This window comes from Pseudomonas sp. TNT2022 ID1044, from assembly GCF_028656895.1.
Classification (GTDB): domain Bacteria; phylum Pseudomonadota; class Gammaproteobacteria; order Pseudomonadales; family Pseudomonadaceae; genus Aquipseudomonas; species Aquipseudomonas reinekei.
The window spans coordinates 450,910-472,474 of the sequence record NZ_JAMDHB010000001.1 but is presented as its reverse complement, the minus strand read 5'-3'; the positions used below and the strand labels follow the sequence as shown (position 1 = coordinate 472,474).

Here is a 21,565-nt window from a genome sequence, read left to right as displayed (position 1 = left end):
TTGTCCATCTTTAGCAAAAGACGGGGAGTACGGGTCATGGAAAAGACGCTGCATATTGCCAGTCTGGTGGTGCTTGCCCACCCTGAATTGTTCGAGGCGGTGAAAGCCAACTTGCGGTTGCTCGAAGGCGTCGAATTGCACCAGGAAAGTCCCGCCGGCAAGCTGGTCGTGGTGCTGGAAATGGAAGACGAAAGTGAGATTTCCCGGCGCATCAGTGAGATCAACGGCTTGCCGGGTGTACTCAATGCCGCCCTCGTTTATCACGAGATTCTCGATGTGACGGGAGAAAGCACATGCCTATGACTCGACGCGAGTTTGTCAAAGCCCAGGCTGCCGGGATCGCCGCAGCGGCGGCGGGGCTCCCGGTATTTACCTCTGCCAGCAACCTGATCACCGAAGAAGACCGGGTGGCCCTGGACTGGAATAAAGCGCCTTGCCGCTTTTGCGGCACCGGGTGCAGCGTCATGGTGGCGGCCAAGGACAATCGGGTGGTCGCCACTCATGGTGATGTGAAAGCCGAGGTCAATCGCGGACTGAACTGCGTCAAAGGCTACTTTCTGTCGAAAATCATGTACGGCGTTGATCGGCTCACTCAGCCGTTGTTGCGCATGACCAACGGGCAGTATGACAAGCAAGGCGAGTTTCAACCGGTGTCCTGGGATCAAGCGTTTGATGTGATGGAGTTGAAATTCAAGGAGGCGATAAAAAACAAAGGGTCCGAGTCCATCGCCATGTTCGGATCAGGTCAGTGGACCGTCTGGGAAGGCTATGCGGCCAACAAGTTGATGAAGGCGGGTTTTCGCTCCAATAACATTGATCCCAATGCGCGTCATTGCATGGCCTCGGCGGTCATGGGTTTTATGCGCACGTTCGGTATGGATGAGCCGATGGGGTGTTATGACGATATAGAAGTCACCGATGCGTTTGTCCTGTGGGGTTCAAACATGGCGGAGATGCACCCGATTCTTTGGAGCCGGGTGGCGGATCGCCGATTGAGTCAGCCCAACGTCAAGGTGGCCGTACTGTCGACCTTCGAGCATCGCAGTTTTGAGTTGGCCGACATTCCCATGGTGTTCAAGCCACAGACGGACCTGTTTATTCTCAATTACATTGCCAACCACATCATTGAAAGTGGCTCGGTCAACAAAGATTTTGTCAGCAAGCACACCAAATTTGCTAAAGGTACGGATGACATCGGCTACGGCCTGCGTCCGGATAATCCACTGGAGATGAAGGCCAGTAATGCGGCCAAGGCGAACACCTGGAGTGACATCGACTTTGAGCAATTCGCGGCTTTCGTAAAACCTTACACCCTTGAGCGTACCGCCAAGGAAACCGGCGTACCGGCCGAGCAACTCAAGGCTTTGGCCGAACTGTATGCCGACCCGAAGCGCAAGGTGGTCTCCTTCTGGACCATGGGCTTTAACCAGCACACGCGGGGCGTCTGGGCGAATAACCTGATTTACAACATCCATCTGCTGACCGGGAAAATCAGCGAGCCCGGCAACAGTCCTTTCTCCCTGACGGGCCAGCCTTCGGCCTGCGGCACGGCGCGGGAAGTGGGAACCTTCTCCCATCGCTTGCCCGCTGATCTGGTGGTCACCAATCCAAAGCATCGCGCCACGGCGGAGAAAATCTGGAAACTGCCGCCGGGCACCATCAATGAAAAAGTCGGGTTCCATGCCGTGCAGCAGAGCCGGATGCTCAAGGACGGCGTGCTCAATGTGTATTGGACGATGGCCAGCAACAACATGCAGGCCGGCCCCAACATCATGCAGGAAGTGTTGCCGGGGTGGCGCAACCCCGAGAACTTTGTGATTGTCTCGGATGTGTATCCCACCGTCTCCGCCCAAGCGGCCGATCTGATTTTGCCCACCGCAATGTGGGTCGAAAAAGAGGGCGCCTACGGCAACGCGGAACGACGTACGCAGTTCTGGCATCAATTGGTTTCGGCGCCGGGTGACGCCAAGTCCGATCTCTGGCAACTGGTGGAGTTTTCCAAGCGCTTTAAAACGGACGAGGTCTGGTCCGAGGAAATATTGTCTGCCTCACCGCAGTACAAGGGCAAAACCCTGTACGAGGTGTTGTTCAAGAACGGTCAGGTCGATCAGTTCCCGCTTGATCAGATGGCGGCGGGCTATAAAAACGATGAGGCCCGGGATTTTGGTTTTTACCTGCAAAAAGGCTTGTTCGAAGAATATGCCCAATTCGGCCGTGGCCACGGTCATGACCTCGCCCCGTTTGATCTCTATCACACCGAACGAGGGTTGCGATGGCCCGTGGTCGAAGGCAAGGAAACCCGTTGGCGTTTCCGGGAAGGCTATGACCCCTACGTGGAGAAGGGCAGTGGTGTGCAGTTCTATGGCTATCCCGACAAGAAGGCGATTATCTTCGCGCTGCCCTACGAGCCCCCTGCGGAATCCCCCGACGCGGAGTTTCCATTCTGGTTGAGCACCGGACGAGTGCTTGAGCACTGGCACACCGGATCCATGACCCAGCGTGTCGAGGAACTTCATAAGGCTGTCCCCGACGCGTTGGTCTACATGCACCCGGCCGATGCCAAAGGCTTGAATGCCCGTCGAGGCAGCGAAGTGAAGCTGATCAGTCGACGCGGTGAGATGCGTGCGCGCATTGAAACCCGAGGGCGCAACAAGCCACCCCAAGGCCTGGTGTTCGTACCGTTCTTCGATGCCAACAAGCTGATCAACAAGGTCACGCTCGATGCGACGGACCCCATCTCCAAGCAGACTGATTATAAAAAATGTGCGATCAGGATTGAGTTGATCAAGACGGCATAAGGAGCGCTCAGATGAAGAGTCATTCGCTGTCTTTACTTGCGGCTCTGTTGCTGTGGATGCCAGCGGCATTCGCAGCGCAGCCCGATTACCCGCTGGATGCTCCGGCACCGGATGGCCGGCGACCCGGAGGGACCCTGACTCAAGAGTTTGCGGCACCGCTGATGGCTGATGACGAGAACAAGGACCTCAAGCGCGAGCGTAACTATCCTGACCAGCCGCCCACCATCCCCCACAGTATTCGGGGGTATCCGATCGACAAGAACAGCAACAAGTGCCTGTCCTGTCACAGTCGTGCCAATAGTGCCCGCACTCAGGCGCCGATGATCAGTATCACCCACTATATGGACCGTGATGGTCAGGCGCTGGCCGCTGTTTCGCCGCGTCGGTATTTCTGTACTCAGTGTCACGTGCCACAGAAAGACGTAAAGCCTCTGGTGGGCAACAACTTCAAGAACATTGACCAGGTGCTGCAAGACGAAATCAACGGCCAGCAGAAACCTTAAGGAGAGGCCATGAAATCCTTGCGTGCGCTGCTCAAAGACTATTGGGGCATTCTGCGTCGCCCCAGCGTGCATTACAGCCTGGGCTTTCTGACGCTCGGCGGGTTCATCGCCGGAGTGATTTTCTGGGGTGGTTTCAACACTGCGCTGGAAGCCACCAATACCGAGAAGTTCTGCATTTCCTGCCATGAAATGCGCGACAACGTGTTTGTCGAGTTGCAGGACACCATTCACTACACCAATCGTTCTGGCGTACGCGCCACCTGTCCGGACTGTCACGTCCCGCACGAATGGACGCACAAGATTGCCCGCAAGATGCAGGCTTCCAAAGAGGTGTGGGGCAAGGTGTTCGGAACGATCGACACCCGGGAAAAATTTGTCGGTATGCGGCGTGAACTGGCCGAGCACGAGTGGGGGCGGCTCAAGGCAAACGACTCCCGAGAATGCCGCAATTGCCATAACTTTGAATTCATGGACTTTACCCGCCAGGGCAAACGCGCCGCCAATATGCACTCCACGGCACTGGCCAGCGGTCAGGCGACCTGTATCGACTGTCATAAGGGCATCGCCCACAAGTTGCCTGACATGAGCGGGGTCAAAGGCTGGTAGCCGATCCGGCACGCTCTTCCAGCGTATTGCCGTCAAGCGGCATAACCGCGCCGGTTTTTCGTCTTTGACACGATCCTTCATTCCTCTCAGATACCCCTCAAGTCCAATGTTTTAAAGGGCTTGAAACCTCTGTGCGCAAGTTGGTCTGCGGATTCCACGCGCACTTTGGCGCCAATTCTACAAACACTTGGACAGCGATCTCTCATTGATCCGGCCCACGCTCAGGCAGGCAGCAACGCAGGATTACCCACTACCATCGGCCTCTTTTATCGAAGCAAAGAGGTCGTCGTAGAGCGTTTAGCCTTATGCGACACGTCGAATGTGGTGAATTCTCAAGTGTTCCTAAACGCTTAATTGCATCGCACATGGCCACCCATTGCATTGCCACTCACAAGACATTTGCATTCGCGGAGACCGCCGTTTGCATACGGTTGACCAATGCACACACAAGAGTCGACAGGCAGAGAACGGCCAATCTCCACCCTTCGTGAAGGGCAGCTATGGGTCGGTTTCTGCCCCTCACAATGTGCAGAAACCGGTTGATAGCAGCCCTTCATGACAGGCAGATCTCGCCAAAAGCGGACCTTCACCTTGGTGAAAACCTCAGGCCAACTGCGGCTCTAACTCGCATTCCTGTCTCACACATCAATCAGATTCCGCCCTTCAATTGATAACCCAGATCACTCCGTACAATCGACTGGATTACTACTCCATAACGCTTCGGGAATGCATACCGCCCCATCGAATAACAATCGGGAGGTTCGGATAAGTCCGCAGCTGACCAGTTGACCATCACGAAGACGTAACTCTACGGTGAATTCTCCTGTCGGATGTTCAATCGATAAGTGCTTCACAGTGCCCTCACCGACACAGGCCAGGTCTGCAACCACGCTACCCGGAATCAAGCATGCCGCTGCCACGCTGACAGCGCCGAACACCCCAATGCTGGTGTGGCAACGATGGGGAATGAAGCTGCGCGTGCTCAGCGCTCCATCCGCTTGGGGCGGCGCGACCAGGCACATTTTTGGCACGTTGCGCTGGCTCACGTCGCCCAGATTCATACGCGGCCCGGCTTGCAGCCGAATGGATTCGAGGCGGGTTTTAACGTGACTGTCGGCGTCCAGTTGTTCGGGGCTTTCATAACCGCTGATGCCGAGGTCTTGCGCACGAATCAGCACGACGGGCATGCCGTTATCGATGCAGGTCACGTCGATACCGTCGATCACCTCCAGCGCATTACCGGTGGGCAGCAATGCACCGCAACTGGAACCGGCCACGTCCTCGAACTCGACAACCAACGGCGCGGCCTGCCCCGGCACGCCATCGATTCGCGCGTCACCGCTATAGCGGACTCCCCCGTCGAATGTCGGCACATGAGCGACGGCGATCTGCCCGGTGTTCTCCATGAAAATACGCACAGTCGTGATCTCGCCCGTCGCCGCCACCAGGCCACGTTCAATGGCAAACGGTCCGACTCCAGCCAGAATATTGCCGCAGTTCTGGCCGTAATCGACCCGGGGCTCATCGACAATAACTTGAGCGAACAGGTAATCGACATCGGCGTTGCTACGCAAAGAATGGCGAATGATCGCAACCTTGCTCGTCAGTGAGTCGCCGCCACCGATGCCATCGATCTGCCGCGCATCCGGCGAGCCCATGGCCGCCAGCAGCACGCGGTCGCACAGTGCTGGCTGATCGGGTAAATCCTGCGCCAGGAAATACGCGCCTTTGGACGTACCGCCGCGCATCAGCACGCAAGGAATGCGGGTCTGCGCCATGTTTACTCTCCGAGGTCGTCAAGGCTGTCGACGTAGCGCAAGCCTTTTTCAGCCAGGCGCGAACGCATGTTGTAGATATCCAGGCCCAACTCGCCGTTGGCCAGACGCAGGGCCTTCTGCTCTTCCAGATCGGCCCGTGCGCGACTCGCCTCCACCACGTGCGCTACTTCACTGCGCCGCACGACCACCACGCCATCGTCATCGGCAACCACTACGTCTCCGGGATGGACCAACTGACCGCCACACACCAACGGCAGGTTCACCGAACCGAGGGTCTCTTTGATCGTGCCCTGGGCACTGATTGCCCTGGACCACACCGGAAAACCCATCTCGCGCAGGGTGTGGGTATCACGCACGCCGGCGTCGATCACCAGCGCACGCACGCCATGGGCCTTGAGCGACGTCGCCAGCAAGTCGCCGAAATAGCCGTCGGTGCACGGCGAACTCGGTGCGACCACAAGGATATCGCCCGGGCGGCATTGCTCGACCGCCACATGGAACATCCAGTTATCGCCCGGCGCCACCAGCACCGTGACCGCCGAACCGCTAACAGCCGAACCTTGCTGGATGGGCCTGATGGACGATGCCAAGAGGCCTTTGCGTCCCTGGGCTTCATGAACAGTCGCGACACCGAAGCGCTTTAATTCGTCGACCAGCGTCTGCTCGGCCCGTGCAATGTTGCGCACCACAATTGCGGTCTTGCCGATGTGCTCGCTCATCGCAGACTCTCCGTGACACGCGGAAAAATGCTCTGGTAGCCCTCGCCATACACGATGTTGCGCGTCGAGGTGATGCCCACGTTGCGTTTAGCCTGGACGCCGCGTTGCAGAGCGACGCGGGTGTAGTACTCCCACAGATGCTCCTGACCGGCCATGCATTGGATCGCCGCGTACTTTTTGTCCCATACGTCGGTGATGTCCAGCAGCACGTCGGGGCGCCATTCGCATTGCTCGGGCTGGTGCGGTTCGAAGCTGTAGACCGGCGGCGCACCAACGATTTTCTCACCCGGTTTATAGCCTTCAGCCTGGGCGATGATGCGCGCCTCCTGCGTCAGGTTCATGGCCAGCGGATGGTCGTAGTTATAGGGATCTTTCAATGAGTGACTGAGGACGAACTCCGGCTGCACGCGACGGAACACATCGGCCAGGCGAAACAGCGTTTCCTTGTCCGCACGCATCGGATAATCGCCAATGTCAAAGAACTCGACACTGGCCCCCAGAATATCGGCGGCGGCCTGCGCCTCTTCGCGACGTGCGCCTTTGACTAAGCCTTCATTCATCTCGCCCTTGCGCCACAGCTTGGCCGATTCGCCGCGCTCGCCGAACGACAGGCAGACGATGTGGACGTTGTAGCCCTGCTGCGCATGCAGCGCGATGGCACCGCCCGCACGCCAGACGAAATCGGCAGAGTGGGCGCTGACGACCAGCGCATTTTTAGGTGACTCGATCATTGCGGGTGCTCCTTCTGCGTTTCGAAAGAGCATCGCATCGCGCCACGCCGACGAAGTAATGCATTCGAGCGCTCGAGGTATGCGTTTTTTTTATTGCCACTCCAGAGGGCCAAAGGCATAGTCCCGCTGGAGCGCCAATTCGCAGAGCATGTTCCCCATGGAATCCACTGAACTCCCCAGCCTTATGCACGTGCGAGCCTTCATCAGGGTCGCCGAGCACGGCAGCGTGTCCAAAGCCTCTGTCGCCTTGTTCCGGGCGCAATCAGTGGTTACCCGGTCGATTGCCGAACTCGAAGAGCGGCTCAGCGTGCAGTTGTTCGAACGCCACACCAATGGCATGCGCCTGACCGATTTCGGCGAACGTTTACTGCCCCGGTCGCGGCGCGTGCTGGCAGAGCTGGAAACCGTACCGATGCTGTTGGGTAATGGGGACAAACAAGCCATCGAACCCCTCTATCTGTTCCAGGCCCGGCGCCTGCAAGTGTTCGTCAAACTGTGTGAAACCCGCCATATGCAGACCGTGGCCAGCCTTTTCGGCCTGAGTCAGCCCGCCGTCAGCTCGACGCTTAAAGTCCTGGAAAGTGGTTGTGGTCGGTCATTGTTCGAGCGCACACCGCGCGGGTTGCAACCCACCCGGGCCAGCCACGACATCCTCTTCCCGATCCGCCGCGCGTTGAACGAGTTGCGTCATATCGAAACCGACATCACTGCCATTCGTGGCGTGTTGCAGGGTGTGGTACACGTCGGCGCCCTGCCCCTGGGCCGCACGCGCATCTTGCCCGAGGCCATCGTGCGATTGATGGCGGAGCATCCGGCGATTCAGGTGATTACCAACGAGAGCCCATTCGATCTTTTGGCGACCGAACTGCGGGCGGGTGACGTGGACTTCATTTTCGGCGCCTTGCGTTCGGCGGCATATGCCAGCGACCTGGTGGGCGAGTCGCTGTTGACGGAAGAAATGGTGGTGCTGGCGCGACGTGATCACCCGCTTTGCGCGGGACACCAACTGCTGGACAAACTGAGCGATGCTCGGTGGGTATTGCCCCGTGCCGGCTCACCCGCCCGGCAGATGCTCGACGACTGCTTTACCGGTTTCGGTATCGCAGCGCCTCGGCCTGTGGTTGAAAGTGCCGACATGGCGATTATCCGCGGGCTGTTGATGCGTTCGGACATGCTCGCCGCCGTGTCCGCGCATCAGCTGGAACAGGAGATCGCCACCGGTGAACTGTGCATCCTGCCGCTGGAGCTGAAGCAAACCTCCCGAGCCATTGGCCTGACGTACCGTAATGGCTGCCTGCACTCACCGGTGGCACTCGCCCTGATGGAGATGATTCGCCGGGTGATTCGCGAGCAGGCAACCGTTTAGTCCAGTGACTAAAACAAGCCCAACGGATAACTGATAATCAAGCGGTTTTCGTCGAACTCGTTGCTGCTGTAATCGCGACGGATGCTGGAGTTGCGCCAGCGAAGGTTGAGGTTCTTGAGCGTGCCGCTTTGCAGCGTGTAGGCCAGTTCCGATTCGCGCCCCCATTCCTTGCCGTCGGTGACACTGCCGATGTGCACGTTGTCACCGCTGATGTAGCGATTCATCAAGGTCAGGCCGGGTACGCCAAGGGCGACGAAGTTGTAGTCGTGGCGCAACTGCCAGGATTTCTCCCGGGCGTTGTCGTAGCTGTTGTTGTAGCTGTCATTGGCAAGCGTGCCGCCGCTGGTGCCGTTGACACGCATCCACGCATCATCGCCACTGAGTTTTTGCAAGCCGACGTAGAAGGTGTTGCCACCATACCGGGCCGAAAGCAACGCCGAGAAAGTGCGGTTGTCCAAGTCACCGGCACGGGCGCTGCTGTCCTCGCACCCCCAGAAATAGCCAAGGTTGGCGCCCAGGGTCCAGGCACCCATCGGCTGACTGTGCACCACTTGCAGATATTGCTGCTGGTAGATGTCCTTCAACTGTGCATTCCACGCGCCGATCATCGTGCGTTTTTCATTGAAGCTGTATTCGCCGCCGACAAAGTTGAAACGGTCGGAGGTAAATGCGGTTTTGCCCTGCATGAACATATCTTCCATGCTCGAATCGTTGCGCGGGCTGTTCTGACGGAACTGGCCGCCATACAGGGTTAGGCCGTCGATATCCTGCGAAGTGATTTGGGCGCCACGAAAGGTTTGCGGCAATGAACGGCCATCGTCCGAGCGCAGGATTGGCAATACCGGCATCCACTCGCCGACCTTCAGTTCGGTTTTACTGACTTTCATTTTGCCCGCCACCGCCAACCGGCCAAAATCATCCGCCGGCCGCCCATCGCCATCGATGGGCAACAACTGTGTGCCGCCAGTGCCCTGTCCGCCATCCAGTTTCAACGAATACAGCCCTAAAACATCGACGCCTAAACCCACCTGACCCTGGGTGAAGCCGGACCGCGCATCGAGGATAAAACTCTGTGTCCATTCTTCAGCCTTGCCCTGCGGGTAGGCCGGGTTGGTGAAGTTGCGATTGATGTAGAAGTTGCGCAGGTTGAGGTGGGTGCTCGCTTCTTCAACGAACCCGGCAGCAGAGGCCTCAAGTGGCAGCGTAGAAGCGGCAACCAGGGTGAGGAATACGCGGGAGTTGGCGGTGATTTTCATTGTTATTGTTATCCGTTTTCGGGGTAAAGAAATTCGCTACGCCCGGACGTGCCGTGCGCAGTGCGATCAAATCAAGGGGGATTGCGAAAGCGGCCCGGAGCGAGCCGCCTCAACCTGTCATGGCGTCAGCGCGGTGCTTTGCCCGCCACCGAGTAGAGCACCTGCTGGTTCCGGGTTTTCATGAACTCATCCAGACTCTGCCCACGCATCGCGGCGTAGACGTGCAGGTTGGGGATCCCGAGCACGGCGGCGAGTTTTTCCAGGACGAAAAAGATCGCCCCGTACTGGATCAGCCCACGCCAATCGCGACGTCGCAGCAGGTCTCGCTCCATTTGATCGAGCCCGCTTTCCTCGAACAGCGCCTCCGGCGTATCCAGAAAGCGTTGACGCCATTCGGGCTCGATCATGCGATGCAAAAACTTGTTCAGCCGGTAACCCTTTGCACTGCGTTCCAGGGTAAAGGGATAGGTGCCTTCCAGTTTCTCGATACCCGCCAGTTGATGGCGCACGTGCTGCAAGTGGCGGGCATTGACTTCGGCGGGAACCGCCCGGTCCTGGTTTTCCAGCAACAGCGTGGCAATGCCGGTCATCGACGGCAGGTAATAATCCTGGTGAAGGTTCTTCACCGTGGCCGACAACGCGCCGCGCATGATTAGCCAGGTGATCACCTCCGAACCTTCCATTCCACCAAGGGTGGCGTACTCGGCGTGGGTCATTTCGGTGAGACGCACGGGATCATTGACCAAGAGATCAATGAACTGCTCGTCCCATTGCGGGTTGTTGAATCCGCAGCGCTCGCCGTGCACTTGATGGGATACCCCTCCAGTCGCGACGATGGCTACCTTCATATCCTCGGGATAGCTTTCAATTGCCCGGCGCAACGCCTGGCCCAATTTGTAGCAACGCCGTGCACTCGGCACCGGGAACTGCAACACGCCCACCTGCAACGGTACGATCTCCACCGGCCATTGCGGCTCGCACGGCAACAGTGCGGACATCGGCGAGAAGAAGCCGTGGTCCAGCGGTTTGTCGCGAAAGAAACTCATGTCAAACTCATCGGCCATGAGGCTTTCGCCGATGTGCCGCGACAGCGCAGCATGTCCGCCAATACCCGGCAGTTCACGCGGATTGCCACCCTCGTCGGCGACCTCATAACGTTCATCGACACCGAGGGAAAAAGCACCGTAGTGGTCGAAGAAAAACGAGGTCACATGGTCGTTGAAGATGTAGAACAACACATCTGGTTTCTGTTCTCTAAGCCAGACCTTGATCGGTTCAAAACCTTCGAAGATTGGCGCCCATGCCGCCTCATTCTGTTTGTCGTGATCGACGGCGAAGCCGATGGTCGGTGTGTGGGATACAGCAAGTCCACCAATGATGCGTGCCATGACGTGTTCCTTTGTTCAAAAAAAGATTAGTGCACCAGCAAGGCCCGATTCACTTTGCGCCGCGCATGACCGTTGGCCAGGATCGCCAGAGCGGCAATGAACGCCGGCACGCTCAGCATGGCGAACAGCAAGGGCAGCCCCAGCCCGAGGCTGAGCACCGCACCACCGATGAGTGAACCAAAGATAGCGCCGAAGCGGCCAATACCCAGCATCCAGCTCACGCCGGTGGCGCGACAGTGGGTCGGGTAATAGCCCGGTGCGAAAGCGTTCAGGCCGGTCTGCGCACCGCTCATGCAGAAACCTGCCGCCGCCACGCCGATCGCCAGCAGGCTCGATTCCAGGGTGAAGGCCCCCAGCAACAGAATGAAAGCCCCTCCCAGCGCATAGGAAGTGGCGATCACCGCATTCGGATTGCGTCGATCCATGGCCCAACCGACCACAATGGCACCGACCGTGCCGCCTATCTGGAATAGGCCGGTGATGGTTGCCGCGCGCTCGATGGACAATCCACCTTCACGCAGCAGCGTCGGCATCCATCCCATGGTCAGGTAAATCACCAGCAGGCCCATGAAGTAAGTTGCCCAAAGCGCGACGGTGCCAAAGCGATAGCGCTCGGTGAACAGCATGCGCAGCGGCGCCTTCTGCTGAGTCTGCGGCTCGCTCATGACGAACCGGGTAGCTGCGGTAAAGGTACCGCCCAACTTGTTCAGCACCTTGGCGATCTGGCTCGCGGAGGCATTACGCGTAGCCAGGAAACGCGCCGATTCAGGCAGCAACATCCACATGAAGGGCAACAGCATCAGCGGCAGAACCCCGCCCGCCAGCAGCACCGATTGCCAGCCATGATGGGGAATCAGCCACGCCGCGAGAAAACCGCCCAGCCCCGAACCCATGTTGAAACCGGTGAACATGATTGTGATGAACAGCGAACGATTGCGCTCAGGCAGGTATTCGGAAAGCAGCGTGGTGGTGTTGGGCAATGCGGCGCCAAGCGCAACGCCTGTCAACAGACGCAAAGCCGCCAGTTCGTAGGGATTGCGGGCGAACGCACACGCCAGACTCAATACACTGAAGCCGGTCACGGCGATCAACAGCACCTTCTTGCGTCCCAACCGATCCGCATAAGGCCCGGCGGTCAACGCGCCGATAGCGAGACCAACCATGCCGGCGCTCATCACCGGGCCGAACGCCGCTTTGGACAGCCCCCACTCCTGAATCAGCGAAGGGGCGATGAAGCCCATCACCGCGACGTCAAAGCCATCGAACAGGACAATGAAAAAACACAGACCCATGATGAGCCACTGATATCGGGCAACCGGCCGGTTGTCGATCCAAGCTTTGATATCGACGGTTTCGTTACTCATGCTTTCACCTTCTTATTGTTGTGAAAAATCCGACAGGCTCGGGAAATGACGCGACCAGCAGAGGCCCCCAACAGTCGAACGTTGGGCGTGACTCTAAAGCCGCAAGTGCCTACCCCGCCTCCGGGAAATCCTTAAGCGGGTATCGGTTTTTCTTATGAGCATCGCCAGCGACGACACCCAACCGCAACATTCAATAGTAAGGGCAACTTCCACGACGCCAGGATCGAGAGAAACAGCACGATCAGCTTTTCGGGATGGCGTGAAACGAAGTGCGGCTGGAAGAGAAAATTGCCAAGCTCAAAACTCAAATGTGTGCACGAGGTGAACAACGTCGGTTCCGATCGAGATCAACTCAGCTCGATGGCCAAGCAGGCCCGCGAGGTGATGGCGTCAGATACGTTGTCGGTGGTGGGAAATGCCAGGGCTGCGCGTTGAAATTGCAGTGCACACCGAGCACGGAACGACGAGTTCGACGCTGGGAGCATGAAGACGTATTGGAGGAGATGCACCTTCGGCTGAGCAAAGCACCAGAGATGATGCGAGCCATTGGTACTAACGGTTTAATGAAGGCGCTCAAAAGCTCAGGATCTTCATGACAGGCTGGGTTCGGCCAATTTCAGCTATTGCTGGCCGGCAGTATTGGGTCGATATCTGCCGGTTGGCGACTGACTAGCGAGCGAAGCTGAAAGTGGTTCGCCATCTATCACAAGATTTTCACATTGATCGGCATATGGTGGGTCCAGCTCCTTTTGTGACTCCCAGCCCGCCCTCCCCATCGCGGGCTTTTTTTCGTCCGCAAAAAACTGCTGACCGCTTGGCATCACGTTAAGACGTTACGGATACTCAATACGCAAACTCATGTTCTAGCTCACTTTCCATCCACTCTAAAAAGCGTCTGACGCGCGGAAAGCTGGAGTGCGCTTTTGGAAACACCAGATGATGAGCGGCCACCGGAGCGTTGAGTGATTCGGGCGCGACTTCGACCAAAGCGCCGGACGCCAGGTACTTCTGCGCGAGCAGCGTACTTTCTAGTGCGAATCCAAGCCCGTGGCTGGCAGCTTCCAGTGACATATAGGATCGATCAAAGCTCAATGCGTAGGGCTTTTCCGGTCGAGCCAATCCGTGTTGGGCGAACCATTGCGGCCACCTGAGCAGCGTTGCTTCAGACAATATCAAGTCACAATCGAGTAGATCCGACGCACCTCGGATAGGTCGTTGCGCAAGCAATTTGGGTGAAGTTAGAACGGCGAACTCTTCATTTTGTACTGTGCGAACCTCATAGCTTGGCCAGTTGGGCATGCCATGGCGTATATCCACGTCAATCTTGTCCCGGCTGAAGTGCAGTGACTCGTAAGAGCATGACAAGTTGAGCTGAATATCAGGATGACTTGCACGGAATGCTTCCAATCGCGGCATCAACCAGAGCAGGCCGAAGCTGGGCGATGAGTGCAGCCGCAGACAATCGAGACTGACATCGCTGGCAGCGCGCTCGGTTGCCACTGCAAGGCTGTGCAGGATCCCGGAGACTTCTTTCAGGTATTGCTCCCCCACCGGAGTCAGAGAGACACCACGTGCCGCTCGAACGAATAATTGCCTGCCTATCATCCCCTCAAGCTTGGCCAGTTGGTGACTCACAGCTGATGGCGTCAAATCCAATACTTCCGCCGCCCTGGCAACATTCCCGAAGCGCGCCGTTTGCTCGAAGGCCTGAATTGCTCTCAGCGGTGGCAGGATGATTGGTGTATCAGCATCTGTGCGCATGGCACCCCCACTGCATTTTTTACGATTATTAGATTTGTCTTTCATTCAATCACCTGACAACTGCATTGACGAGTGCTGAATTTTTTTCAGCATCGAGTGACATTCGCGTTATTGCTCAGACCATCCCTGGAGAACAAGCTGAGTCCATCGGTTCTGTACGGATCGACCCAATAAAAACAATCTGAGGTACTCCTCCATGCTTCTCCAAGGCAAAGTCGCAATCATCACCGGTGCCGCATCTGCCCGTGGCATTGGCCGCGCTACAGCGACCACTTTCGCGCAACAAGGTGCTCACGTCGTGATCCTTGACCTGGATGAATCCGCTGCCCGTGATGCCGCAGCTTCCTTGGGCGAAGGTCATCTCGGTCTTGCAGCCAACGTTGCTGACGAATCGCAGGTTCAGCAGGCCATTGCCAAAATCATCGAGCACTTCGGCCGCATCGACGTCCTCGTCAACAATGCCGGCATTACTCAGCCACTCAATACTCTGGACATCCGCCCTTCAGACTACGACAAGGTGCTGGACGTCAGTCTGCGCGGCACACTGCTGATGTCGCAGGCCGTAATTCCGCACATGCGCCAACAATCTTCCGGCAGCATTGTGTGCATGTCTTCCGTTTCTGCTCAGCGGGGCGGCGGCATTTTTGGTGGCCCTCATTACAGTGCGGCCAAAGCCGGTGTGCTGGGTCTGGGCAAAGCCATGGCACGGGAACTGGGGCCGGACAACATTCGCGTCAACTCCATCGCCCCTGGTTTGATTCATACCGACATCACCGGTGGCCTGATGCAGGACGAACGCCGCCACGCGATCATCGACGGCATTCCGTTGGGCCGCCTCGGTGCAGCACAGGATGTCGCCAACGCCGCCCTGTTCCTGGCCAGCGACCTATCCTCTTACCTCACAGGCATCACGCTGGATGTGAACGGCGGCATGCTGATTCACTGAGTACACCTGGGCGGGCCTGTGCGGCTCGTGCGGTTCTGGATCGATGACGTAGCCGGGTCTCATGGCCTGGCAGTCAATAAAAACAAGAGATCAGACCATCATGACTACCCTGTCGCTCGAAGCGGTTTCGACCGTGCGTTCCAACGCCTACCGGAAAACGGCCTGGCGTCTGATGCCCTTCCTGATGCTGTGCTACCTGTGCGCTTACCTTGATCGCGTCAATGTCGGCTTTGCCAAGCTGCAAATGATGAACGACCTGGCGCTTAGCGAAATGGTCTACGGGCTGGGTGCCGGCATGTTCTTCATCGGTTACTTCCTGTGCGAAGTGCCGAGCAACATCATCCTGCACAAGGTCGGCGCACGCGTCTGGATCGCGCGCATCATGATCACCTGGGGCATCGTCTCCGCCCTGTTTGCCTTCGTCGAAACAGCTTGGCAGTTCTATGCGCTGCGCTTTCTGCTCGGTATCGCCGAAGCCGGTCTGGCGCCTGGCCTGTTGCTGTACCTCACCTACTGGTTTCCATCCTATCGTCGCGCCCGCATGACCGTGTTGTGGTTCATCGCCATTCCGCTGTCAGGCATGGTGGGTGGCCCTCTCTCCGGCTGGATCATGAACCACTTCGCCGGCATGCATGGCTGGGCTGGCTGGCAGTGGATGTTCGTGTTGGAGGCTGTACCCACGGTCGTTGTCGGTCTTCTGGTATTGAGCTACCTCAAAGACGGGGTGCATCAGGCCAGTTGGCTCAACGAGGAAGAAAAAGCACTGATCACTCGGGAACTAGCCGAAGACAACCAGCACAAAGTCACCCATGCCTCTGTCGGTGAGTTCATTCGCGACCGTCGCCTGTGGTTGCTGGCGGCCATCTATTTCTGTGTGGTGATGGGGCAGTACGCAATCACCTTCTGGCTGCCCACCCTGGTACGTAATTCGGGGGTTTCCGATGCATTGCATATCGGCTTTCTAACCAGCCTGCCTTACCTCTGTGCCATTGCCGCCATGCTCCTGGTGGGACGAAGTGGTGACAAACATCGCGAGCGCCGCTGGCACCTTATTATTCCGATGATTGCCGGTGCTATTGGCCTGAGTCTGGCAGCGCTGATGGGTGGAAATCCAACGCTGTCCATCCTCAGTCTTTGCTTGGCCGCTTCCGGCATTTTGTCTGCGACGTCTTTGTTCTGGATGTTACCCACCACTTTGCTCGGAGGCGTTTCTGCCGCCGCCGGCATCGCAGCGGTCAACAGCTTCGCCAACCTCGCAGGGTTCTGCTCGCCTTATCTGATCGGCTGGATCACCACAATCACCGGCTCAAGCGCCATCGGCATGTACCTGATCACTGGTGTGCTGTTCGCCGGCGCCGCTCTGGTACTGCGCATCCCCGCCGCCTTGGTCAATCGTTGAGTTAATGGAGTTTCACCATGACTACTAATCCTTCACTCGCTTCATCTATGACCCTGGTTGAACGCGCGCACAACATTCGCCGCCATGCGCTGCGAATGGGCCAAGTACAGGGACAGGGCTATGTTGGCCAGGCCCTCGGTGCTACCGACCTGCTGGCAGTCTCCTACTTCCATGCCATGAACCATCGGCCTGCAGATCCTGAATGGGAAGAGCGTGATCGCTTCTATCTCTCCATCGGTCACTACGCCATTGCGCTGTACGCCGCCTTGATCGAAGCGGAAATCATCCCGCTCGAAGAGCTGGAAACCTACGGATCAGATGACAGCCGCCTGCCAATGTCGGGCATGGCCGCCTACACACCGGGCATGGAAATCACCGGAGGCTCGCTGGGTCAGGGATTGGGCATCGCGGTCGGTGCCTGTTTGGGCCTCAAGCGCAAAGGCTCCTCCTCTTTCGTCTACAACCTGCTGTCGGACGGAGAGCTGAATGAGGGCTCGACTTGGGAAGCGGTGATGTCGGCCTCGCACTGGAAACTCGACAACCTGATCGCCATCGTCGACGTCAACAACCAGCAAGCCGACGGTTACTCCAGCGAAATTCTGTCATTCGAACCCATCGTCGATCGATGGCAGGCGTTCGGCTGGTTCACCCAGCGCGTCGATGGCAATGACCTTGATGCTCTCGTCGCCGCCTTCGATGCCGCGCGCAACCATCCAATCGCCCAACCCCGCGTGATTATCTGCGACACCAAAATGGGCAAAGGCGTGCCCTTCCTGGAAACCCGCGAGAAGACCCACTTCATCCGCGTGGAAGAACACGAGTGGGATCTGGCACTGAGCAACCTTGAAGAAGGAAAAGACCAATGAGCAACGCCGCTAACTCGCCGACTTCGACTGGCGAGCCAATCAAAAAACGCCTGACTACCTCGGCGATGATCGCTTCCATTGCCTCAGAAGGCCAAGCGACTAAATCGGCCCCGTTCGGACACGCATTGGCTGCATTGGCGGATCAGCGCTCGGACATCGTCGGTCTTTCTGCTGACCTGTCCAAGTACACCGACCTGCACATTTTCGCCAAGGCGCATCCGGATCGCTTTTATCAAATGGGCATGGCCGAACAGTTGCTGATGAGTGCAGCTGCAGGTATGGCCAGGGAAGGTTTTGTACCCTTCGCCACTACCTATGCCGTGTTCGCCTCTCGTCGTGCTTATGACTTCATTTGCATGGCCATCGCGGAAGAAAACCTTAACGTCAAGATTGTCTGCGGCTTGCCCGGATTAACCACCGGTTACGGCCCAAGCCACCAGGCCACTGATGACCTGGCGATCTTCCGCGCGATGCCAAACCTGATGATCGTCGATCCGTGCGACGCACTGGAAATCGAGCAGGCCGTGCCTGCAATCGCCGCGCATCAAGGCCCGGTCTACATGCGTTTGTTGCGTGGCAATGTCCCGTTGGTGCTGGACGAGTACGGGTACAAATTCGAGATCGGTAAAGCCAAGACACTGCGCACCGGTAACGATGTCCTGATCATCTCTACGGGGCTGATGACCATGCGTTCGTTGGAAGCGGCAAAGCAGCTTCAGGCGGATGGGATTGATGTTGCAGTGCTGCACGTACCCACCATCAAGCCGCTGGATGAACAGACCATCCTGGCCGAAGCCCGCAAGTCCGGACGCCTAGTGGTGACAGCCGAAAACAGCTCGATTATCGGTGGACTCGGCGAGGCCGTTGCCGGATTACTTCTGCGTAATGGAGTGACGCCTACCTTCCGCCAAATCGCTTTACCTGACGCGTTCCTGGACGCGGGCGCTCTGCCGACGCTACATGATCGGTATGGCATCTCAACACCAGCCGTTTGTGCGCAAATAAAAGCCTGGTTGTAGCGCCATCTTGGTGTAGTTCACGTGAAGGGCGCTTCTATTTGAAGCGCCTCCTCACATGAGAAAAAAGGGGCAGAACGTTGAAACCACATGAACTGCTTGATCCAGCGTTCCGAAGCTTTTTGACTCCTGGCGCAGAAGCGTGGACGCTGGATACGCTGCCTGCCATCAGAACGCGTGTCCATGCGACGTTCAAATCGTCAGGACACACGCGTTGTGAATCCGTATGGACAACCGCTCACGACAGGGAGCGGTTGCGCCTTTGTCTTTACAAGCCCGTTGTCGCGGCAGAGCGCAAAATTTTTCCTGCGATCCTGTATATCCACGGCGGTGGTTTTGTACTCGGGCAACCTGAAATGGCAGACGACTATCTGGCCGATCTGGCCGAAGAACTGGAGGCGATCATCGTCGCTGTTGATTACCGCCTTGCACCCGAGCACCCCTTCCCCATTCCCCTTGAAGATTGCTACACGGCGCTTGGCTGGTTATTTGAGAATCGACAAGCCCTCAATATCGACACACGCAAATTAGTCGTCATGGGGCACAGTGCCGGTGGAGGACTGGCAGCAGCTCTGGCTATTCTGGCTCGTGACCGAGCCACATATCCCATCGCGGGGCAAGTCTTGATCTATCCGATGCTGGATTACCGCTCAGGCACTGCAGACTCACCTCACAAGAACAGCACCACGGGGATAATTGGCTGGCAGCCCCAAGCCAACCAGTTTTGCTGGCGGTGCTTGCGCGGAAATTACGCGCTGGATGATGAGCGAATTGGTTTGCTTTCACCTGCCCTGCATACAGACCTGAGTCATTTGCCACGTACTTTTCTATCGGTAGGGGCGCTGGATTTGTTCCTCGAAGAGGACGTCGCGTTTGCTATGCGATTGTCTCGCTCTGGTGTACCCGTTGAGATTCATGTTTACCCCGGCGCGCCACACATGTTCGACCAGAGTCCGGGGTGCATTACTGAACAGTCTGCACTCGATATCCTTCGAGTACTCAGGCGTGCGTTAGGAATGCATAGAGAGTTGTAGAGAGAGCGAATAATAAGCCGCCCTCTATTCCCTGTGCGCCTACTCCCGACCCCACTTACGAATGACGACCCGGCAGCATGCCTTTCAACACTTCATCTTTTTCAACGAAGTGATGGGTAAGCGCCACGAGGACGTGCCCTCCCACCAAGGCTCCACATAGCCAGGCAACATAGGTATGAATCGATTTTGCCAAGTCATAAAGCGTTTGGTCAGGACCGACCATCGGCGGTAACTGAAACAGCCCAGCCACGAGGATGGGTTTATCTGCCACCGAGCTCCAATACCAGCCAGAAAGTGGCAGGCCGATTAGCGCGATTGCGTAAAGCATCAAGTGACCCAGGAACGCCCCCCGCTTCATCAGCGGGCTCATCGCCGCGGGCAATGCCGGCGCGGGGTGAGTGATCCTCCAGGCGATACGCACAACAATCAAAAACAGCAGCGTACTCGCCATCGCTTTGTGCAGGAATGTCAGCTCATGATGCGCATTGAATTCATCACGCCAGTGCGTGGCCAAGATTCCAATGAACCAGGCACCGATCCAGAGCAACGCCATTCCCCAATGCAGCCACTTTGCCGTACTGGTGTAACTCTCTGCTTTTGCCATCCCGTAAGCCTTTTCAGTTCAATCGTGGATGGATTATTGCCTCGATAACTTATCGAAAAAAAATAACAATTACTGCTTATAAAAATCGAATAGCTCGATACTTTGCGATCAGGCCCGGCGGCCAAGAAGTCTTTCAAATATTGAAAAGTCTGGTCGATGATGAATGTCGGGGCGTTACGCTATGAACCTGCGCCGACGGCGTCGGTACTGGCTGGACGTCACCCATCAATGGATGACTATCCGCCCCTCACCCCATCGTCACACCACCGCAGCTGCGGTCGTTCTGGAACGCCAGGCAAAAGCCAACACCATCAGCAGTCCCAGACCCGCCATTGCCGCTCCGGCCAGGGAAATCGCTGGATAACCCAGACCTGCGTTGATCACCGCGCCGCCCAGCGCCGCACCAATTGCGTTGCCGAGGTTGAAGGCGCCGATGTTCACCGCCGAGGCCAGATTGGGCGCGTCTTTGGCGGCCTCCATGACGCGCATCTGCAGCGGCGGCACCAGGGCGAAGCTGGCGATACCCCATATCAGGATGGCAACGGCGGCCGGCAGCGGCCAACGCATCAGTACGGTGAACGCCAGCAAGACCAGAATCAGCACACTCAGCGAAACGATCAGGGTGCGATCTATCGAGCGGTCGGCGGCCTTGCCGCCCCACATGTTGCCCAGCGTCAACCCCACACCGAACAGCACCAGCATGGCAGTGATGTAAGCGGTGGACGCATGGGTCTCGCTGCTGAGGATTGGCGCGATGTAAGTGAAGACAGTAAACATTGCACCCGAGCCGACGACGGTCAGGGCCAACGCCCCCAGCACCGGGCCACGGCCCAGTACCCGAATTTCGGCCATTACACCGGCGCTTTGCGGCGCCTGCAGGTTGGGCAAGGCGAACCACAACGCGGCCATGGCCACCATGCCGAGGCCGGTAATACCCCAGAATGCGGTGCGCCAGCCGAACAGTTCGCCAAACCAGGCGGCCAGCGGCACACCGCCGATGGTCGCCAGGGTCAGGCCCATGAACATGGCCGCCACCGCCCCGGCACGTTTCTCCGGGGCGACCACGCTGGCGGCGACGATGGAACCAACGCCAAAGAACGCACCGTGGCTCAGTGAGGTCACCACTCTGGCGACCATGAGGCTGTAGTAATCGGTAGCCAGGGCTGACATCAGATTACCCAGGGTGAAAATCGCCATCAGTCCGATCAGCAGATAGCGCCGGGGAATCCTGCCGGTGGTCAAGGTCATCAGCGGCGCGCCAAGCAGAACGCCCAAGGCGTAAGCACTGACCAACAGACCCGCAGCGGGAATGGAAACGCCGAGATCCGCAGCGATGCCCGGCAACATGCCCATTGGGGCGAACTCGGTAACGCCGATGCCAAAGGCACCTATGGCGAGTGCGACAAGTGGTGGATTGATACGCATGGAAG

Annotated in this window: 19 protein-coding genes and 1 pseudogene; 11 read left to right on the top strand and 9 right to left on the bottom strand. The window is 57.7% G+C overall.

Annotation, left to right across the window (positions count from 1 at the left end; genetic code table 11):
• Nucleotides 1–36: 36 nt before the first annotated feature.
• The 4 genes from M5G20_RS02190 to M5G20_RS02175 are packed head-to-tail and all read left to right on the top strand — an operon-like array spanning nt 37 to nt 3,907.
• Nucleotides 37–303, top strand: a complete 267-nt coding sequence (locus M5G20_RS02190) for a chaperone NapD (RefSeq protein ID WP_007947575.1) — start codon at nt 37–39, stop codon at nt 301–303.
• Complete coding sequence (napA, locus tag M5G20_RS02185) at nt 294–2,798, top strand: nitrate reductase catalytic subunit NapA (RefSeq protein ID WP_273917678.1); 2,505 nt, start codon at nt 294–296, stop codon at nt 2,796–2,798. The genes M5G20_RS02190 and napA overlap by 10 nt, the downstream gene beginning before the upstream one ends.
• 11 nt (nt 2,799–2,809) lie before the next feature.
• The gene (locus tag M5G20_RS02180; protein ID WP_150781122.1) at nt 2,810–3,301 is read left to right on the top strand and encodes a nitrate reductase cytochrome c-type subunit; all 492 of its coding nucleotides are present in this window, start codon (nt 2,810–2,812) and stop codon (nt 3,299–3,301) included.
• 9 nt (nt 3,302–3,310) lie between these two features.
• On the top strand, nt 3,311–3,907 hold the full coding sequence (locus M5G20_RS02175; RefSeq protein ID WP_150726928.1) for a cytochrome c3 family protein: 597 nt from the start codon (nt 3,311–3,313) through the stop codon (nt 3,905–3,907).
• 680 nt (nt 3,908–4,587) lie between these two features.
• On the opposite strand, the gene M5G20_RS02170 is transcribed toward M5G20_RS02175, so the two are convergent.
• The 3 genes from M5G20_RS02170 to galB are packed head-to-tail and all read right to left on the bottom strand — an operon-like array spanning nt 4,588 to nt 7,135.
• On the bottom strand, nt 4,588–5,685 hold the full coding sequence (locus M5G20_RS02170) for a 4-oxalomesaconate tautomerase (RefSeq protein ID WP_273917677.1): 1,098 nt from the start codon (nt 5,683–5,685) through the stop codon (nt 4,588–4,590).
• Nucleotides 5,686–5,687: 2 nt separating this feature from the next.
• The gene (locus tag M5G20_RS02165) at nt 5,688–6,404 is read right to left on the bottom strand and encodes a 4-carboxy-4-hydroxy-2-oxoadipate aldolase/oxaloacetate decarboxylase (protein ID WP_273917676.1); all 717 of its coding nucleotides are present in this window, start codon (nt 6,402–6,404) and stop codon (nt 5,688–5,690) included.
• The gene (gene galB, locus M5G20_RS02160; protein WP_273917675.1) at nt 6,401–7,135 is read right to left on the bottom strand and encodes a 4-oxalmesaconate hydratase; all 735 of its coding nucleotides are present in this window, start codon (nt 7,133–7,135) and stop codon (nt 6,401–6,403) included. The genes M5G20_RS02165 and galB overlap by 4 nt, the downstream gene beginning before the upstream one ends.
• Before the next feature lie 157 nt (nt 7,136–7,292).
• Here galB and M5G20_RS02155 point away from each other — a divergent pair, with 157 nt between their 5' ends.
• Entirely contained in the window at nt 7,293–8,501 is a 1,209-nt protein-coding gene (locus M5G20_RS02155) for a LysR family transcriptional regulator (protein ID WP_273917674.1), read from the top strand.
• Between the two features lie 8 nt (nt 8,502–8,509).
• Here M5G20_RS02155 and M5G20_RS02150 read toward each other — a convergent pair whose 3' ends face one another.
• The 3 genes from M5G20_RS02150 to M5G20_RS02140 all read right to left on the bottom strand — a co-directional run bounded on the left by M5G20_RS02150 (nt 8,510) and on the right by M5G20_RS02140 (nt 12,509).
• Nucleotides 8,510–9,757: an OprD family porin gene (locus M5G20_RS02150; protein ID WP_273917673.1), complete on the bottom strand. Its 1,248-nt coding sequence runs from the start codon at nt 9,755–9,757 to the stop codon at nt 8,510–8,512.
• A gap of 125 nt (nt 9,758–9,882) precedes the next feature.
• Nucleotides 9,883–11,145, bottom strand: a complete 1,263-nt coding sequence (locus M5G20_RS02145) for a gallate dioxygenase (RefSeq protein ID WP_273917672.1) — start codon at nt 11,143–11,145, stop codon at nt 9,883–9,885.
• A 26-nt stretch (nt 11,146–11,171) separates the two neighbouring features.
• Nucleotides 11,172–12,509, bottom strand: coding sequence for an MFS transporter (locus M5G20_RS02140; RefSeq protein WP_273917671.1), 1,338 nt, complete (start codon nt 12,507–12,509; stop codon nt 11,172–11,174).
• A 416-nt stretch (nt 12,510–12,925) separates the two neighbouring features.
• On the opposite strand from M5G20_RS02140, the pseudogene M5G20_RS30180 reads away from it, so the two are divergent.
• A pseudogene (locus M5G20_RS30180) lies at nt 12,926–13,051 on the top strand (hypothetical protein); the annotation flags it as partial.
• Nucleotides 13,052–13,352: 301 nt separating this feature from the next.
• Here M5G20_RS30180 and M5G20_RS02130 read toward each other — a convergent pair.
• Complete coding sequence (locus M5G20_RS02130) at nt 13,353–14,270, bottom strand: LysR substrate-binding domain-containing protein (protein ID WP_212627645.1); 918 nt, start codon at nt 14,268–14,270, stop codon at nt 13,353–13,355.
• 196 nt (nt 14,271–14,466) lie between these two features.
• Between M5G20_RS02130 and M5G20_RS02125 the strand changes: the two genes are divergently transcribed.
• The 5 genes from M5G20_RS02125 to M5G20_RS02105 all read left to right on the top strand — a co-directional run bounded on the left by M5G20_RS02125 (nt 14,467) and on the right by M5G20_RS02105 (nt 19,531).
• Nucleotides 14,467–15,216, top strand: coding sequence for an SDR family NAD(P)-dependent oxidoreductase (locus M5G20_RS02125; RefSeq protein ID WP_273917670.1), 750 nt, complete (start codon nt 14,467–14,469; stop codon nt 15,214–15,216).
• A gap of 100 nt (nt 15,217–15,316) precedes the next feature.
• Nucleotides 15,317–16,615 carry an MFS transporter gene (locus tag M5G20_RS02120; RefSeq protein ID WP_273917669.1) on the top strand — a complete coding sequence of 433 codons (1,299 nt, stop codon included), beginning with the start codon at nt 15,317–15,319 and terminating at the stop codon, nt 16,613–16,615.
• Between the two features lie 17 nt (nt 16,616–16,632).
• Nucleotides 16,633–17,481 carry a transketolase gene (locus M5G20_RS02115; RefSeq protein ID WP_273917668.1) on the top strand — a complete coding sequence of 283 codons (849 nt, stop codon included), beginning with the start codon at nt 16,633–16,635 and terminating at the stop codon, nt 17,479–17,481.
• On the top strand, nt 17,478–18,500 hold the full coding sequence (locus M5G20_RS02110) for a transketolase family protein (RefSeq protein WP_273917667.1): 1,023 nt from the start codon (nt 17,478–17,480) through the stop codon (nt 18,498–18,500). Before M5G20_RS02115 ends, M5G20_RS02110 begins: the two co-directional genes overlap by 4 nt.
• 77 nt (nt 18,501–18,577) lie before the next feature.
• Nucleotides 18,578–19,531: an alpha/beta hydrolase gene (locus M5G20_RS02105; RefSeq protein WP_273917666.1), complete on the top strand. Its 954-nt coding sequence runs from the start codon at nt 18,578–18,580 to the stop codon at nt 19,529–19,531.
• A 55-nt stretch (nt 19,532–19,586) separates the two neighbouring features.
• Here M5G20_RS02105 and M5G20_RS02100 read toward each other — a convergent pair whose 3' ends face one another.
• Nucleotides 19,587–20,135 carry a cytochrome b gene (locus M5G20_RS02100; protein WP_273917665.1) on the bottom strand — a complete coding sequence of 183 codons (549 nt, stop codon included), beginning with the start codon at nt 20,133–20,135 and terminating at the stop codon, nt 19,587–19,589.
• Between the two features lie 258 nt (nt 20,136–20,393).
• Nucleotides 20,394–21,560, bottom strand: a complete 1,167-nt coding sequence (locus M5G20_RS02095; RefSeq protein WP_273917664.1) for an MFS transporter — start codon at nt 21,558–21,560, stop codon at nt 20,394–20,396.
• Nucleotides 21,561–21,565: the final 5 nt, after the last annotated feature.

Excerpts from the sequence above, each read along its gene's own strand:
- M5G20_RS02190 (WP_007947575.1), top strand. The coding sequence starts at position 37 with ATGGAAAAGACGCTGCATATTGCCAGTCTGGTGGTGCTTGCCCACCCT.
- napA (WP_273917678.1), top strand. The coding sequence starts at position 294 with ATGCCTATGACTCGACGCGAGTTTGTCAAAGCCCAGGCTGCCGGGATC.
- M5G20_RS02180 (WP_150781122.1), top strand. The coding sequence starts at position 2,810 with ATGAAGAGTCATTCGCTGTCTTTACTTGCGGCTCTGTTGCTGTGGATG.
- M5G20_RS02175 (WP_150726928.1), top strand. The coding sequence starts at position 3,311 with ATGAAATCCTTGCGTGCGCTGCTCAAAGACTATTGGGGCATTCTGCGT.
- M5G20_RS02170 (WP_273917677.1), bottom strand. The coding sequence starts at position 5,685 with ATGGCGCAGACCCGCATTCCTTGCGTGCTGATGCGCGGCGGTACGTCC.
- M5G20_RS02165 (WP_273917676.1), bottom strand. The coding sequence starts at position 6,404 with ATGAGCGAGCACATCGGCAAGACCGCAATTGTGGTGCGCAACATTGCA.
- galB (WP_273917675.1), bottom strand. The coding sequence starts at position 7,135 with ATGATCGAGTCACCTAAAAATGCGCTGGTCGTCAGCGCCCACTCTGCC.
- M5G20_RS02155 (WP_273917674.1), top strand. The coding sequence starts at position 7,293 with ATGGAATCCACTGAACTCCCCAGCCTTATGCACGTGCGAGCCTTCATC.
- M5G20_RS02150 (WP_273917673.1), bottom strand. The coding sequence starts at position 9,757 with ATGAAAATCACCGCCAACTCCCGCGTATTCCTCACCCTGGTTGCCGCT.
- M5G20_RS02145 (WP_273917672.1), bottom strand. The coding sequence starts at position 11,145 with ATGGCACGCATCATTGGTGGACTTGCTGTATCCCACACACCGACCATC.
- M5G20_RS02140 (WP_273917671.1), bottom strand. The coding sequence starts at position 12,509 with ATGAGTAACGAAACCGTCGATATCAAAGCTTGGATCGACAACCGGCCG.
- M5G20_RS02130 (WP_212627645.1), bottom strand. The coding sequence starts at position 14,270 with ATGCGCACAGATGCTGATACACCAATCATCCTGCCACCGCTGAGAGCA.
- M5G20_RS02125 (WP_273917670.1), top strand. The coding sequence starts at position 14,467 with ATGCTTCTCCAAGGCAAAGTCGCAATCATCACCGGTGCCGCATCTGCC.
- M5G20_RS02120 (WP_273917669.1), top strand. The coding sequence starts at position 15,317 with ATGACTACCCTGTCGCTCGAAGCGGTTTCGACCGTGCGTTCCAACGCC.
- M5G20_RS02115 (WP_273917668.1), top strand. The coding sequence starts at position 16,633 with ATGACTACTAATCCTTCACTCGCTTCATCTATGACCCTGGTTGAACGC.
- M5G20_RS02110 (WP_273917667.1), top strand. The coding sequence starts at position 17,478 with ATGAGCAACGCCGCTAACTCGCCGACTTCGACTGGCGAGCCAATCAAA.
- M5G20_RS02100 (WP_273917665.1), bottom strand. The coding sequence starts at position 20,135 with ATGGCAAAAGCAGAGAGTTACACCAGTACGGCAAAGTGGCTGCATTGG.
- M5G20_RS02095 (WP_273917664.1), bottom strand. The coding sequence starts at position 21,560 with ATGCGTATCAATCCACCACTTGTCGCACTCGCCATAGGTGCCTTTGGC.